We start from the raw sequence: 14,915 nt of genomic DNA on the forward strand, positions 1-14,915 counted from the left end.
CATGGGGGGTCCACACTCCGGCCGCAGCGCACGCGTCCAGCGTCCCACGGCACTGCTGAGTGCCGTGGCGACGCTGCTCGGCGTGCTCTTCCTCTGTCTCGGCGCACCGGACGAGCACAGCGGCCCCCGGGCCGCCTTCACCCCGGTCTCGGGACCGCCCGCACCCGCCTTCTCCTGCCCGTACGAGAACGGCTCCTGCGGGCTGCTGCCGGTGGTCACGGCCGCCGTCCTGACCGCGTCGCCCCCGGACGCCCCGGCCGACGCCGGGCAGCCGGTGCCACGCCTGGACCAGGAGCCGGCGGCCGGCACGTCCCCGGTGACGCCGGCCCGGCCGCGCGCCCCCGATCTGCACGTCCTTCAGGTGTCACGGACCTAGGCCCTTGTCAGGTGGTGACAGGGGCCGTACAGCCGTGCGCCCTTGCTCCGTTCCGCCTCCCCTCACGATCATCCGATCATTACGCAGCTCCCCACGACGAAGGACGACACACCATGGCTTCCCGTAAGACCAGCGACGACCGGCGCGCCCGTATCGAGGCGATGCGCAAGGCCGAGGCCTCCCGCGAGCGCCGCAACCGCATCCTCACCATCTCCCTCAGCGGCGTGGTCGTGCTCGGCCTCGTCGGCTTCGGCGCCTATGTGCTCAACAAGGAGAACGAGGAGGAGAAGGCGGAGCAGAAGGTCCTCACCCAGCCGATAGCCGACGAGAAGTCCTGGGACGCCAAGAAGCTGGGCCGCAACCACGTCGACAAGCAGGTGAAGTACGAGCAGACGCCCCCGGTCGGCGGCGACCACCACCAGGCGTGGCTGAACTGCGACCGCAATGTCTACCAGGAGGCGGTCCCCAACGAGAACGCGGTGCACTCCCTGGAGCACGGCGCGGTCTGGGTCAGCTACAACGACAAGACGCCCGCCGCCGAGGTGAAGAAGCTGGAGGAGAAGGTCAAGAAGACCTCCTACACCTTCATCAGCCCGGTCAAGGAGCAGACGGGCCCGATCATGCTGACGGCCTGGGGCAAGCAGCTCACCGTGGACAGCGCCAGTGACAAGCGGGTGGACACCTTCTTCAAGAAGTACGTCCAGGGTCCGCAGACCCCGGAGCCGGGTGCCGCGTGCACCGGCGGAGTGAGCGCCAAGTGATGGGTATGTCCCGTACCCACTGGGCCTCGATCGCCGCCGTCGTCCTGGCGCTGCTCTTCGCGGGCACCGCCACGGTGGTGGCGGGCGAGGACGACGGGCCCGCCCGCGCGGCGGCCCCCTCCGACTCCTCCGCCGACGCCGGGTTCGCCCGGGACATGTCGATCCACCACCAGCAGGCGGTGGAGATGTCGTTCATCGTGCGGGACCGCACCGATGACGAGGAGATCCGCAGGCTGGCCTTCGACATCGCCAACACCCAGGCCAACCAGCGCGGCATGATGCAGGGCTGGCTGGATCTGTGGGGTCTGCCGAAGACCGCGCCCGACCAGGAGCCCATGGCCTGGATGGCCGCCGACGGCGGTCACGCCGGCCATGGAGCGGGCTCCGGGGAGAGCGCCGACATCCCGATGCCGGGCATGGCGACCCCCGCACAGCTGGCCCGGCTGGGCGAGCTGAGCGGCAAGAAGGCGGAGATCGAGTATCTCCAGCTGATGATCGTGCACCACAACGGCGGCGTGGACATGGCCCAGGGCTGTGTCCGGCTCTGCGCGGTGGACACCGAGCGGACGCTCGCCGAGGGCATGGTCGACGCACAGCGCTCCGAGGTGGAGCTGATGGTGGATCTGCTCAGGAAGCGCGGGGCCCAGGTCCGTACCTGAGCCCGGCGCCCCTGCGGCGGCCCCACGGGCAGCCGTCCGCCCCGGGTGACCGGGGCGGACGGGCCCGGCGAGCGGTCCGGACCAGGCGGTCCGGCGCGGTGCGGGTGCGGTGCGGTGGGTGGGGTACGGCCCGGTTCCCTCAGGCCGGGCAGGGCACGGTGTGGTTTGGTCCGGTGCGCTCGCGGTACTCCGGAAAGCGCGAGGGCGTACGCGCCCGGGTGGGCGCGGCCCCCCGTCGCCCGCCGTTCACCGCCCGAGGAGGCTCGAAGACCATGACCACCGCCAAGGACATCATGCACGCCGGGGCCCAGTGGATCCCCGCCCATGAGACGCTCGACCGCGCCGCTCAGCTGATGCGCGAGCTGGATGTGGGCGCGCTGCCGATCGCCGACTCCAACGAGCGGCTCTGCGGCATCCTCACCGACCGGGACATCGTGGTCGGGTGCGTGGCCAAGGGGCACGACCCGGCGAAGACCACGGCGGGCGAGATGGCCCAGGGCACACCGCGCTGGATCGACGCGGACTCCGGGGTCGACGAGGTGCTGTACGAGATGGAGACCCACCGGATCCGGCGGCTTCCGGTGATCGAGAACAAGCGGCTGGTCGGCATGATCAGCGAGGCCGATCTGGCCCAGCATCTGCCGGAGGACCAGCTGGCGGAGTGGGTGGAACGGGTCTACGCAACGGCCTGACCCCTCTGCGGCGGTCTCGCCGCCGGGGACGCGGCGGACACCCCTACGACCCGGCGCCCCGCCACCCGGACACCACAGGACCGCCACCCGGGGCACCATCGGCCCGGCGCCCGGATCCGGCGCCCCCGCGATCGGTGCCGTGGGCCGCGCGGACACCCCTACCCAGTAGGGGTACTATACGGATCATGGCGAGGGGAACCTGCGGACACACGGCACGGCGGCTTCTGCTGCTGGCCGCCCTGCTCCTCGGGCTGACCTCGATGCACACCATGGGCCACCCGTCCGCCGAGGGGACCCCGGCGGCACACAGCGCCCATGCCCCCACCGGACACAGCGGGCACAGCGCCCCGGGCCCGGGCGGCCAGGACATCCTGGAGCACTCCCCCGGCTCCCCGGCGGAGGTGCGGGCCGGCGAGGGCGGATCCGGCGGCGGCCACGGGATGGACCCCGCGATGGTCTGTCTCGCCGTCCTCGGCGCCCTCGGGGCCGCCCTGCTCACCCTCGGCGCCCACGGGCCGCGCCGCCGGCGGACCCCGGCCGTGCGGACCCGCCCGTCACGGGCGGCCCGGGGCGAGGGCCCCCGGGCGCCGCCACCCCGTACGACGCTCATCCGGCTGTCGGTGCTGCGGACCTAGAGAGGCCGTCGCGCCCGGGACCTCCCGTCCCCGGCGCGCCCGGCCCGGTCCGTATGCCTTCCCGACACCACGAGGTGCACCGCGTCATGCCTTCGCGCACTCCCACCACCCCGGACACCGCCACCCCCGCGACCCGTTCCGGCCCGTTCACCCGCCGCTCCCTCATCGGGGCGTCCCTCGCCGTGGCCGGAACCGGTGTCCTGGCCGCCTGCTCCGGCTCCGGCTCCGGCGGCGGTGACCACGGCGGCCACGGCGGCTCCGCGCCCCGGCCCGCCGCCACCGACCCCTCCGAGGCCCCCGGCGGCTTCGTCGCCCCCGACGGCAAGGAGGTCGCCGCCGCCGAGGCCGCCCGGCGCGGCGGCGCCGAGCACCGGGTCCGGCTGACCGCCACCCCCGCCCGGCTGGAGCTGGGCGGCGGCCGCACGGTCCGCTCCTGGGCGTACGGGGACGACCTCCCCGGCCCCGAGGTCCGGGTCACGGCGGGCCGGACCCTCGCCCTCACCCTGGCCAACAACCTCCCCGAGGCCACCTCGCTCCACTGGCACGGCCTCGCCCTCCGCAACGACATGGACGGCGTCCCCGGCCTCACCCAGCGGCCGGTGGCCCCCGGCGCCGAGTTCACCTACCGCTTCGCGCTGGCCCACCCCGGCACCTACTGGTTCCATCCGCACTCCGGCGTCCAGCAGGACCGGGGCCTGTACGCGCCGCTGATCGTGGAGGACCCCCGGGAGCCGCTGGCGTACGACCGCGAGTGGGTCGTCGTCCTGGACGACTGGGTGGACGGCGTCGACGGCTCCACCCCCGACGCGGTCCTCGCCGAACTCAGCAAGGGCATGGGCGGCGGCGGTGGCGGCCATGAGGGCCACGGCGGGACGGCTCCGATGGGCGGACGGGCCGCCACCGCGCCCCGGAAGCCCGACCCCGGGGGCAAGGGCCCCTCCCGGATGATGATGGGCGCCCGCAGCGATCTGCTGGGCGGCGACGCCGGGGACGTGGCCTACCCGTACTACCTGATCAACGGCCGCACCCCGGAGGATCCCGCCGTCCTCACCGCGAAGCCCGGCGACCGCATCCGGCTGCGGATCATCAACGCGGGCGGCGACACCGCCTTCCGGGTCGCCCTCGGCGGCCATGAGATGACCGTCACCCACACCGACGGCTTCCCGGTGCGGCCCGCCAGGACCGACGCCCTGCTGCTCGGCATGGGCGAGCGGTACGACGTGCTGGTGACGGCGGGCGACGGCGTCTTCCCGCTGACCGCCGTCGCCGAGGGCAAACGGGCCGCCGCGCTGGCCGTGCTCCGCACCGGCTCCGGCACCGCGCCCACCGCCCGAACCCGCCCCCGGGAGCTGTCCCGGCGGCTGCTCACCGCAGGCAGGCTGCGCGCCGACGACTCCGTCGCCCTGCCCCGCCGTACCCCCGACCGGACCCTGCGGATCGATCTGACCGGCGGGATGGCGCGGTACGACTGGGCCTTCGACGGCACCCCGTACACCCCGGGCCGGATCCCGTACGCGGTCCGCGCCGGGGAGCGGGTACGGCTCGTCGTGCGCAACACCACCGCCATGTGGCACCCGGTCCATCTGCACGGGCACACCTTCGCCCTGGCCGACCGGGCGGGCGGCGCCCGCAAGGACACCGCCGTGGTGCTGCCGGGCACCACCCTGACGGCCGACTTCGACGCCGACAACCCGGGCAGGTGGATGATCCACTGCCATAACGTCTACCACGCGGAGGCGGGCATGATGACGGCCCTCGGCTACCGGAAGTGAGCCCCGGGCGCCCCGCCGCCGGCCCCGGGCACGCCGCCCGGGGCACCCGGCCGTGGGGCGCCCCACACCGCCACCCACCCCATCGCGTCAGAAAGACGATTAGACTGGGGGGCGTGCCTCAACTACGCCTCGCCCTGAATCAGATCGACTCGACCGTCGGCGATCTCTCCGGCAACGCCGAGTCGATCGTGCGCTGGACCCGGCACTCCGCCGAGCAGGGGGCGCATCTCGTCGCCTTCCCCGAGATGGTGCTCACCGGCTACCCGGTGGAGGATCTGGCCCTGCGCGCCTCCTTCGTGGCGGCGTCCCGCGCCGCACTGCTGGCCCTCGCCGCCCGGCTGGACGCCGAGGGCCTGGGCGAGCTGCCCGTGGTCGTCGGCTATCTCGACCGCTCCGATGTCGCCCAGCCGAGGTTCGGCCAGCCCGCCGGCGCGCCCCGTAACGCCGCCGCCGTGCTGCACCGGGGTTCGGTGGCGCTCAGCTTCGCCAAGCACCATCTGCCCAACTACGGCGTCTTCGACGAGTTCCGCTACTTCGTCCCCGGGGACACCCTGCCGGTGATCCGGGTACGCGGGGTCGATGTCGCCCTCGCCATCTGCGAGGACCTCTGGCAGGACGGCGGCCGGGTGCCCGCCACCCGCTCCGCCGGTGCCGGGCTGCTGATCTCGATCAACGCCTCGCCGTACGAGCGCAGCAAGGACGACGCCCGGCTGGAGCTGGTGCGCAAGCGCGCCCAGGAGGCCGGGTGCACCACCGCCTATGTGGCGATGATGGGCGGCCAGGACGAGCTGGTCTTCGACGGCGACTCCATCGTGGTCGACGCCTCGGGCGAGGTCATCGCGCGGGCGCCGCAGTTCTCCGAGGGATGTGTGGTCCTCGATCTGGAGCTGCCCGCCGCCGGGCCGGAGGTCCCCTCCGGGATCGTGGACGACGGGCTGCGGATCGACCACGCGGTGCTCTCCACCGACCCGGTCCCCGCCTACCCGGCGGAGCTGGCCGGCGGTTACGCGGAACGCCTCGACGACGACGAGGAGATCTACTCCGCGCTGGTGGTCGGGGTGCGCGCCTACGCCGCGAAGAACGGCTTCCGTTCGGTCCTCATCGGGCTCTCCGGCGGGATCGACTCCGCGCTGGTCGCGGCCATCGCCTGTGACGCGGTCGGCGCGGAGAACGTCTACGGCGTCTCGATGCCGTCCAAGTACTCCTCCGAGCACTCCAAGGACGACGCCGCCGAGCTGGCCCGGCGTACCGGACTCTCCTTCCGTACGGTGTCGATCGAGCCGATGTTCGACGCGTACACCGGTTCGCTCGCCCTGACCGGCCTGGCCGAGGAGAACCTCCAGTCGCGGCTGCGGGGCACCCTGCTGATGGCCGTCTCCAATCAGGAGGGCCATATCGTCCTCGCGCCGGGCAACAAGTCCGAGCTGGCGGTGGGGTACTCGACGCTGTACGGGGACTCCGTCGGCGCCTACGGCCCCATCAAGGACGTCTACAAGACGACGGTCTTCCGGCTGGCGCGCTGGCGCAACCGGGCCGCCGAGGAGCGCGGGCAGACCCCGCCGATCCCCGAGGCCTCGATCACCAAGCCGCCCAGCGCGGAGCTGCGGCCCGGCCAGGTGGACAGCGACTCACTGCCCGACTACGACGTCCTGGACCGGATCCTGGAGCTGTACGTCGACCGCGACCAGGGCAAGGACGCCATCGTGGCGGCCGGGTTCGACGAGGAGCTGGTGGCGCGGACCCTGCGGATGGTGGACACCGCCGAGTACAAGCGGCGCCAGTACCCGCCGGGGACGAAGATCTCCGCCAAGGGGTTCGGCAAGGACCGCCGGCTGCCGATCACCAACCGCTGGCGCGAGACCACCCACCACTGAACCACCCGCCTCTGGCCCCGCCGCGCGGCGGGGGTCGGAGGTGGTGGTCGGAGGTGGCGGTCAGAGGTCGATCCGGGCCGCTATCGGCAGATGGTCGCTGTCGGTGCGCGGCAGGGTCCAGGAGGAGACCGGCTCCACGCCCTTGACCATGATCTGGTCGATCCGGGCCAGCGGGAAGGACGCGGGCCAGCTGAAGCCGAAGCCGTCGCCCGCCGCGCCCTGGGTCGAACGCATCTGTGAGGTCACCGCGTTGAGCGCGCGGTCGTTCATGGTGCCGTTGAGGTCGCCGAGCAGGATCACCCGGTCCACCCGCTCATGGGCGATGGCGGTGCCGAGGGCGTCCGCGCTGGCGTCGCGCTGCCCGGCGGTGAAGCCCGCCCGCAGCTTCACCCGTACCGAGGGCATATGGGCCACATACACGGCCACATCGCCCTGCGGGGTACGGACGGTGGAGCGCATCGCCCGGGTCCAGCCGAGCCGGAGGTCGACCGGCCGGGTGTCGGTCAGCGGGTACTTGCTCCAGAGTCCGACGGTGCCCTGCACCGAGTGATAGCGATAGGTCCCGGCCAGCGCCTTGGCATAGACCTTGCCCTGCCCCTGGGCGACCTCCTGGAGGGCCAGGACATCCGCGCCGGAGGCGGCGACCTCCTGGGCGGTGCGTACCGGATCCGGGTTCTCCGCGTTGACGTTGTGGGTGGCGACGGTCAGATCGCCACCGGTGGAGGACTTGTCCGTCAGCAGCCCGCCGAAGAGGTCCAGCCAGACGACCACCGGCAGCAGCAGCGCGAGCAGTGCGGTGGCCGAGCGCCGCCAGATCCCCGCCGCCAGCAGCAGCGGCACGAAGACGATGCCCAGCCAGGGCAGGAAGGTCTCGCTGAGCGAGCCCAGGTTGCCGAACCGGTTGGGGAGGCTCGCATGAAGCCCCATCAGCAGGGTGAGCACGACGGCGCAGACGGCGAGCACCACACCGCGCCGCCAGATGCCCGGGTCTCTGCGCAGCCGTCCGAGCAGACGGTGGAAGCGGGATCCCGGGGCGGGGGCCTCGGGATCGGTGTTCGCTTCCTCCGTTGTGAACGTCTGCGCCATGGAGCTGTCCCTTACACCTTGCTGCCGTCACACAAGCCTCATGGAAGACCCTAGGCGATGACGGTCCGTGTGCCGCCGCCCCGGGGGCGGCCGTTCTGTGCCCAGGACGACCGGAAGGGGTACACGGTTCCCCGAATCGGTCCAGGTGGGAATGGTGTGACCAAAGCCGCACAGGTGGGGTGTTCCATGAGGTATCGATCCTTCGACCCGGCGCGGCGCACCCTGCCCGGGCCCCCGGGGCACCCTGCCCCAGGCGTCGGGGCACCGGGCGGGACGGGGTGCGGGGCGGGGCCGCGGGCACCGGGCGGGCGGGGCGGCACGAGGTGCCGTCGCCCGGCCGCCGTAGCCATGCGGAAACCCTGGGTGACCAGCGAGGGCCCCTTCCGTGCGGTCGGCACGAAGTGCCACCATGGAGGTGGTCCGGAGACGCCGTCAGGGCGCTTCGAGATGACAAAAAGGAGCCGTTAGCCATGACGCTTCAGGCTGCCCCGAAATCCACCGACAGCAGCAAGGCGCTGTACGGAGGCAAGGGCACCCGCCGCATCACGGTCCATGACATCGCCGCCGCCAAGGAGCGCGGCGAGAAGTGGCCGATGCTCACCGCGTACGACGCCATGACCGCCTCCGTCTTCGACGAGGCCGGGATCCCGGTGATGCTCGTGGGTGACTCCATGGGCAACACCCACCTCGGTTACGACACCACCGTCCCGGTCACCATGGACGAGATGACCCTGCTCTCCGCCGCCGTGGTACGGGGCACCCGGCGCGCGCTCGTCGTCGGGGACCTGCCCTTCGGCTCGTACCAGGAGGGCCCCGTCCAGGCCCTGCGCAACGCCACCCGGCTGGTCAAGGAGGCGGGGGTGGGCGCCGTCAAGCTGGAGGGCGGCGAGCGCTCCCTGCCGCAGACGGAACTGCTGGTCGAGGCCGGGATCCCGGTCATGACCCACCTCGGTCTGACCCCGCAGTCCGTGAACACCATGGGCTACCGGGTCCAGGGCCGTGACGACGAGACGGCGCACCGGCTGCTGCGGGACGCCAAGGCGGCGCAGGAGGCAGGTGCCTTCGCGGTCGTCCTGGAGCTGGTCCCGGCCGCCCTGGCGGCCGAGGTCACCCGGTCGCTGCACATCCCGACCATCGGTATCGGAGCGGGCCCCGATACCGACGCCCAGGTCCTGGTCTGGACCGACATGGCGGGTCTGACGGCGGGCCGGGTGCCGCGCTTCACCAAGCAGTACGCCAACCTCCGCCAGACCCTGGGCGACGCGGCGCGCGCCTTCGCCGAGGATGTGGCCGGCGGGGCGTTCCCGCAGGAGGAGCACACCTTCCACTGATCCCTCCCCCGCCGGTGGTCCACCACCGGCACGACAGCCCGTCGACCTCCCCCCGTCGGCGGGCTGTCGCCTTTCCCCGGCCCTTCCCGAACCTTTCTCCGGCCGGTCGGGACGGCGGCCGGGCCGGGCATGGAATACCGGGCGCCGGGCGTCGGGCGCCGAGTACCGGGCGTCGGCGGAATGTAGGCGAGCTGTCGGCGGCCGGTCGGCGCCCTGTCGGGGCCGGGCCCCAAGGTGGGGTCATGACAGAGAACAGGACCATCGACGGCGACCGGGCCGGCAGCGCTGTGCGGGTACGGGGGCTCGTCAAACGCTTCGGCGCCACCACCGCGCTGGACGGGGTCGACGTGGATGTCCGCGAGGGCACCGTGCTCGGCGTCCTCGGACCCAACGGCGCCGGGAAGACCACCCTGGTGCGCTGCCTCGCCACCCTGCTCGTGCCGGACGCGGGCACCGCCACCGTCGCCGGGTACGACGTACTGCGCCAGCCCCGGCAGCTGCGCCGGGTCATCGGGCTGACCGGCCAGTACGCCTCCGTGGACGAGAAGCTGTCCGGCTGGGAGAACCTCTACATGATCGGGCGGCTGCTCGATCTCTCCCGCCGGGACGCCCGCGCCCGCGCCGACGAGATGCTGGAGCGCTTCTCCCTCACCGACGCGGGCCACCGCCCCCCGAGGACGTACTCCGGCGGGATGCGCCGCAGGCTCGATCTGGCGGCCTCCCTGGTCGGCCGGCCCTCGGTGCTCTATCTGGACGAGCCGACGACCGGTCTCGACCCCCGTACCCGCAACGAGGTGTGGGACGAGGTCCAGCGCATGGTCACGGACGGGGTGACCGTCCTGCTCACCACGCAGTACATGGAGGAGGCGGAGCGGCTCGCCGACGAGCTGACCGTGATCGACAAGGGCCGGGTCATCGCGGGCGGCCGGGTGGAGGAGCTGAAGGCCCGCGCCGGCGGGCGGACCCTGCGGATCCGTCCCACCGAACCGGCCGATCTGATGCCGCTCGCCGACGCGCTGCGCGCGTCCGGCCTGGACGGGGTCGCCGGGGTGAGCGTGCTCGCCGACGACGGGCTGGTCTCGCTGCCGATCCTCGCCGATGTGCAGCTCACCGCCGTGGTGGCGCTGCTGGCCGAGCGGGGCTTCGGGATCGCGGACATCAGCACCCAGCTGCCCAGCCTGGACGAGGTCTTTCTCTCGATCACCGGCGATGCCGCCGCCGGCCCGGACGACGCACCCGGCTCACGGACCACATCCGCACCTCAGGGAACCCCGGTCGAGGAGGCCGCCGTATGACCACCACCACGACGAAGTCCACCGTCCCCCAGGAGCGGGGGAGGCACACAGAGCCCTCCCGGGCGCCCGGACACGGACCACCGGCGCCGGTCCGCGACACCCGGCTCGGAGCCCGCACCCATCTGCGGCACATCGTCGCGCTGGTGCGCCGCAACGCCCTCCAGATCAAACGGGATCCGGAGTCGATGGCCGACGCCCTGGCGGCGCCGATCATCTTCACCCTGCTCTTCGTCTATGTCTTCGGCGGGGCCATCTCCGGCGGAGCCATCTCCGACGGTTCCCTGCCCGGCGGAGCCGTCTCCGGCGACGGCAGCCGGGACGCCTATGTGAACTATGTGGTGCCGGGGCTGATGGCGATGATGGGGCTCTCCATCGCGATGGCGGTGGGCACCGGAATCAACGACGACATCGGCAAGGGGGTCATGGACCGCTTCCGGTCCATGCCGATCGCCCGTTCGTCGGTGCTGATCGCCAAGCTGGTGGTCGAGCTGGCCCGGATGTCCCTCTCCATGGGGATCCTGCTGGTGATGGGCTTTCTGCTGGGGATGGAGGTGCACACCTCGCCGCTGCATCTGCTGGCCGCGATGGCGCTCTCGCTCCTCTTCGGCGCCTCGCTGATCTGGATCTTCATTCTGCTGGGGCTGGCGATGAAGACCCCGCAGTCGGTGCAGGGAGTGGCGATGCTGGTGGTGCTCCCCCTCCAGTTCGGGTCCTCGATCTTCGCCCCGACGTCGACCATGCCGGACTGGCTTCAGACCTTCACCGACGTCAATCCGCTGTCGAATCTGGCGGACGCCGCCCGGGCCCTGGTCAACGGCGGCGAGCTGGCCTCGTCGGTGTGGTGGACGCTGGGCTGGGCGGTGGCGATCACCGCGATCACCGCGCCGATCGCGGTCGCCCGCTTCTGCCGCCGCGACTGACGGTGGCGCCGGTGGGGCCGGTGGGGCCCGGCGAACCGGGGCGCTCACACCAGGGCAGCCGCCTCATGGACCGTCAGCCCCGCCCCCGACGCGTACGCCCGTGCGTAGGCGTCGGCGTCGAGCGCGCTCCGCACGGCGGTCTCCGCCACCTCACGGGCCTCCCGTTCATGCGGATAGTGGACATGCCCCTCGGGCAGCCGCGCGTCGGCCGCGCCCAGCAGGCGGGCGGCGTCGGCGGCCCGCTCCGGGCGCAGCAGGACCAGCGCCTCGGCCATCGTCACCAGATGGGCCGAGGCGAACTGGGGGGCGACCATGGTGGTCAGCGCGTCGTCGGAGAGGCGCAGTGCCTTCCGGGCGCGCTCCAGCGCCCCCTCCAGATCTCCGTCGACCAGGTCCAGCCAGGCGAGATAGCCGATCACCAGCGCCTCGAAGATCGCCAGCGTGCCGTCGCCGAACTGCCCGCCCAGCGCCTCCACCACGGAACGCGCCTCCGCCCGGCGGTCGGTGCGGCCGAGCCAGACGGCGAGATGGATCCGGGCCACGGCGGTGCACTCATTGGCCGATCCCTCGCTGTCCGCCAGCACCTCGCGCAGCAGCGCCTCGCCCCGCTCCGGCTCCCCGGTCTCGATCAGCAGCCCGCCGAGCCGGGCGCGCAACAGACCCACCTGGATCCGGGCGCCGATCCGCTCCGCGTGGGCGATGGCGGCGATGAAGTCGTCGGCCGCCTCCTGGTAGCGGCCCGCCCGCTCATGGCCCTCGCCCCGGGCGGAGAGCGCCTCGGCCGCGCCCCAGGCGTCGCCGAGGCGGGTGAAGATGGCCAGCGCCTCGTCCGCGTCCCGGGTCGCGTCCCCGACCCAGTGGCTGCGGTTGGCGAGCACATTGGCGCGGGTCCCGAGCCCGTAGGCCAGCTCCCACTCGTAGCCGTACCGGCGGCAGCTGTCGACGGTCGAGTTCAGCATGTTCAGCAGCCGTTCCCCGTCGCCGGTGACGACGACGGCGAAGAACCAGTGCGAGGCGGGCGGGCGGCAGACCTGCGGCAGCCCCGGCCGGTAGATCTCGGCGGCCCGGCGCAGCTCCGCCATGCAGGCGAGGGTCCAGGCGTCGGCGTCGGCGTTGAGGTGGATGAGTCTCAGCAGCCCGACCTGTCGGCGCGCCTCCTGGAGCAGTTCGGGGCCGAGCGGTGGCGGGGCGTCGGTGCAGCGTTCGTGGATGGGCGGGGCGAGGGGCGCGTCGGGTCCGAACGGGTCCGGTCCGAGCGCGGAGACCGTCACCGTCCAGTGGCGTGCCTCGGCCCGCAGATCGCGCATGTGCCAGTACCAGGCGAGCGAGAGCACCAGGACCAGGGCCTCCTGCTCGTCCCGGGCGGCGACGGCGCGGCGGAGGGCGGTGCGCAGATTCTCGTACTCGGCACGGAAGGTCTCGACGGCGGTGGACTGCCGCCGGTCGCGCAGCAGCGGGTCGGTGGTGCGGGCGAGTTCGCGGTAGTGGACGAGGTGGCGGCGTTCGGCGGCGGGGCGTCCGGCGGTCTCGTCGAGGCGGGCGGCGGCGTACTCGGCGACGGTTTCGAGGAGGCGGTAGCGCATGGTCCCGCCGGGGCCGGAGCATGCCGCGACGACGAGCGACTTGTCGATGAGGGAGCCGAGGAGGGCGGCGACATCGTGACGGCCGGGGCCGGGCTCGCCCGCCGGATCGGTCGGGTCAGTGATGCCTGTGGGGTCAGTGGGGTCGTTCGAGCAGACGGCCTCGGCCGCGGCGAGATCGCAGCCGCCCATGAAGACGGAGAGCCTGCGCAGGACCGCCCGTTCGTCGTCCTCCAGCAGCTCCCAGGACCAGTCGACCACCGCGCGCAGGGTCTGCTGCCGGGGCAGCACGGTACGGCTGCCGCTGGTCAGCAGGCGGAACCGGTCGTCCAGCCGGTCGGCTATCTGGCGCGGCGCGAGCATCCGCAGCCGGGCGGCGGCCAGTTCGATGGCGAGCGGCAGCCCGTCGAGGCGGCGGCAGATCTCGGCGCACGCCTCGGGGTCGTCCCCGGTGCTGAAGCCGGGCCGGGCCGCCGCACCGCGTTCGGCGAGCAGCCGCAGCGCGGTGGGGGCGGGCAGCGGCTCCACGGGCCGGACCAGTTCGCCGGGCACGCCGAGGGGCTCCCGGCTGGTGGCGAGGACGGTGAGTCCGGGGCAGCTCTGGAGGAGCCGTTCGGCGAGCCGGGCGGCGGCGGCCACCACATGCTCGCAGTTGTCGAGGATCAGCAGCATCCGCCGCCGGGCGCAGTACTCGGTGAGCAGCACCAGCGGGTCGTCGGAGTGGCTGTCGGCGGCCCACAGCTCCCCGGCCCCGGCGCCGCGCAGCACGGTGTGGCGGGCGCCGAGCGCGGTGAGGACGGCCTCGGCGACGGTGTCCGGGTCGTCCACGGGGGCGAGTTCGGCCAGCCAGACACCGTCGGGGGTGTCGTCCGCGAGCCGGTCGGCGACCTCCTGGGAGAGCCGGGTCTTCCCGGAGCCGCCGGGGCCCAGCAGGGTGACCAGCCGGGCGGCGCGCAGATCGGTGCGGAGCATCTCCATGTCCGCCTCCCGGCCGACGAAGGAGGTGAGCCGGGCGGGCAGATTGCCCCGGGAGGCCGGCCGGACCCCGGCGGGCGGATTCTCCAGGGGCGCTGCGGGCACGGCAGCGGGTACGGGAGCGGGAGCCGGTACGGAAGCGGGAGCGGGTACGGATTCCGGCACCGATGCGGATACGGGTACGGGGGCCGGCGCCGGTACCGGTACCGGCGCGGTGTGCGGCGCCGGGGCGCTCAGCAGGCTCCGGTGCAGGGCCTGGAGGGCCGCCGAGGGATCCGCCCCCAGCTCGGCCGCGAGCCTGCGGCGGAAGGTCTCGTACGCCGCCAGCGCCTCCGCCGGGCGGCCCAGCGCGCCCAGCGCGGTGAGCCGCAGGGTCTGCAGTGACTCGTCGATCGGCCGCAGCGCGCACAGCTCGGTCAGCTCCGGCAGCGCCTCCTCCGCCCGCCCCAGGGCGAGCGCCGCCGCCAGCCGGGTGCGGCGGGCCTCCAGCCGCCGGGACTCCCAGTGGGCCGCGCGGGCCGTCCGGTCCGGGAGGTCCGCGACCACCGGCCCGCGCCACAGCTCCAGCGCCTCCGCCAGCAGATCCGCCGCCTTCGCCGGATCGCCCGTGTCATAGGCCCGTACCCCCTCCCCCGCCAGCCGGTCGAACCGGTGCAGATCCACCGAGTCGGGGTCGGTGAGCAGCCGGTAGCCCCCGCCGGGCGCGGAGACGACGGTGTCCCGTCCGAGGCTCCGGCGCAACCGTCCCACCAGGGCCTGCACGGCGCCGGAGGTGTCCGCGGGCGGATCGCCGTCCCAGACCTCCGCCACGATCCGGCCGACGGTGACGGGATGTCCGGGCCGCAGCGCCAGTACGGTCAGCAGCGCGCGCAGCCGGGCGCCGCCGAGCGCGGCGGGGGTGCCGTCGGCGTGGACGGCCTCTGTGGTGCCGAAGAGGGAGAAGCGCACCCGGTCATTGT

12 protein-coding genes are annotated in these 14,915 nt (G+C 73.4%); 10 read left to right on the plus strand and 2 right to left on the minus strand.

Annotated elements, in window-relative coordinates; genetic code table 11:
* The first annotated feature begins 1 nt into the window (after position 1).
* The 7 genes from ABT354_RS21385 (at position 2) to ABT354_RS21415 (ending at position 6,769) form a co-directional block, all read left to right on the plus strand.
* Entirely contained in the window at positions 2 to 376 is a 375-nt protein-coding gene (locus ABT354_RS21385) for a hypothetical protein (protein WP_351496092.1), read from the plus strand.
* Between the two features lie 113 nt (positions 377 to 489).
* On the plus strand, positions 490 to 1,137 hold the full coding sequence (locus ABT354_RS21390; RefSeq protein WP_351496094.1) for a thioredoxin-like domain-containing protein: 648 nt from the start codon (positions 490 to 492) through the stop codon (positions 1,135 to 1,137).
* Between the two features lie 5 nt (positions 1,138 to 1,142).
* Positions 1,143 to 1,796, plus strand: a complete 654-nt coding sequence (locus tag ABT354_RS21395) for a DUF305 domain-containing protein (RefSeq protein ID WP_351496096.1) — start codon at positions 1,143 to 1,145, stop codon at positions 1,794 to 1,796.
* A 272-nt stretch (positions 1,797 to 2,068) separates the two neighbouring features.
* The gene (locus ABT354_RS21400; protein WP_351496098.1) at positions 2,069 to 2,488 is read left to right on the plus strand and encodes a CBS domain-containing protein; all 420 of its coding nucleotides are present in this window, start codon (positions 2,069 to 2,071) and stop codon (positions 2,486 to 2,488) included.
* A 185-nt stretch (positions 2,489 to 2,673) separates the two neighbouring features.
* Positions 2,674 to 3,123: a DUF6153 family protein gene (locus tag ABT354_RS21405; RefSeq protein WP_351496100.1), complete on the plus strand. Its 450-nt coding sequence runs from the start codon at positions 2,674 to 2,676 to the stop codon at positions 3,121 to 3,123.
* Between the two features lie 86 nt (positions 3,124 to 3,209).
* Positions 3,210 to 4,895 (plus strand): multicopper oxidase family protein, encoded by a 1,686-nt coding sequence (locus ABT354_RS21410; protein WP_351496102.1) that lies wholly within the window; start codon positions 3,210 to 3,212, stop codon positions 4,893 to 4,895.
* 113 nt (positions 4,896 to 5,008) lie between these two features.
* Positions 5,009 to 6,769 carry an NAD+ synthase gene (locus ABT354_RS21415; RefSeq protein ID WP_351496104.1) on the plus strand — a complete coding sequence of 587 codons (1,761 nt, stop codon included), beginning with the start codon at positions 5,009 to 5,011 and terminating at the stop codon, positions 6,767 to 6,769.
* A 60-nt stretch (positions 6,770 to 6,829) separates the two neighbouring features.
* On the opposite strand, the gene ABT354_RS21420 is transcribed toward ABT354_RS21415, so the two are convergent.
* Complete coding sequence (locus tag ABT354_RS21420) at positions 6,830 to 7,855, minus strand: endonuclease/exonuclease/phosphatase family protein (RefSeq protein ID WP_351496107.1); 1,026 nt, start codon at positions 7,853 to 7,855, stop codon at positions 6,830 to 6,832.
* A gap of 470 nt (positions 7,856 to 8,325) precedes the next feature.
* Here ABT354_RS21420 and panB point away from each other — a divergent pair, with 470 nt between their 5' ends.
* The 3 genes from panB (at position 8,326) to ABT354_RS21435 (ending at position 11,401) form a co-directional block, all read left to right on the plus strand.
* A complete protein-coding gene (gene panB / locus ABT354_RS21425; protein ID WP_351496109.1) occupies positions 8,326 to 9,186 on the plus strand; it encodes a 3-methyl-2-oxobutanoate hydroxymethyltransferase in 861 nt (286 codons plus the stop codon).
* 242 nt (positions 9,187 to 9,428) lie between these two features.
* Positions 9,429 to 10,481, plus strand: coding sequence for an ATP-binding cassette domain-containing protein (locus ABT354_RS21430; protein WP_351496111.1), 1,053 nt, complete (start codon positions 9,429 to 9,431; stop codon positions 10,479 to 10,481).
* On the plus strand, positions 10,478 to 11,401 hold the full coding sequence (locus ABT354_RS21435; protein ID WP_351496113.1) for an ABC transporter permease: 924 nt from the start codon (positions 10,478 to 10,480) through the stop codon (positions 11,399 to 11,401). Before ABT354_RS21430 ends, ABT354_RS21435 begins: the two co-directional genes overlap by 4 nt.
* A gap of 44 nt (positions 11,402 to 11,445) precedes the next feature.
* Here the strand turns inward: ABT354_RS21435 and ABT354_RS21440 are convergent, their stop codons facing one another.
* Positions 11,446 to 14,904, minus strand: a complete 3,459-nt coding sequence (locus ABT354_RS21440) for an AfsR/SARP family transcriptional regulator (RefSeq protein ID WP_351496116.1) — start codon at positions 14,902 to 14,904, stop codon at positions 11,446 to 11,448.
* Positions 14,905 to 14,915: the final 11 nt, after the last annotated feature.

The sequence above is a fragment of the Streptomyces sp. NPDC000594 genome, from assembly GCF_040299965.1.
Lineage (GTDB): Bacteria > Actinomycetota > Actinomycetes > Streptomycetales > Streptomycetaceae > Streptomyces.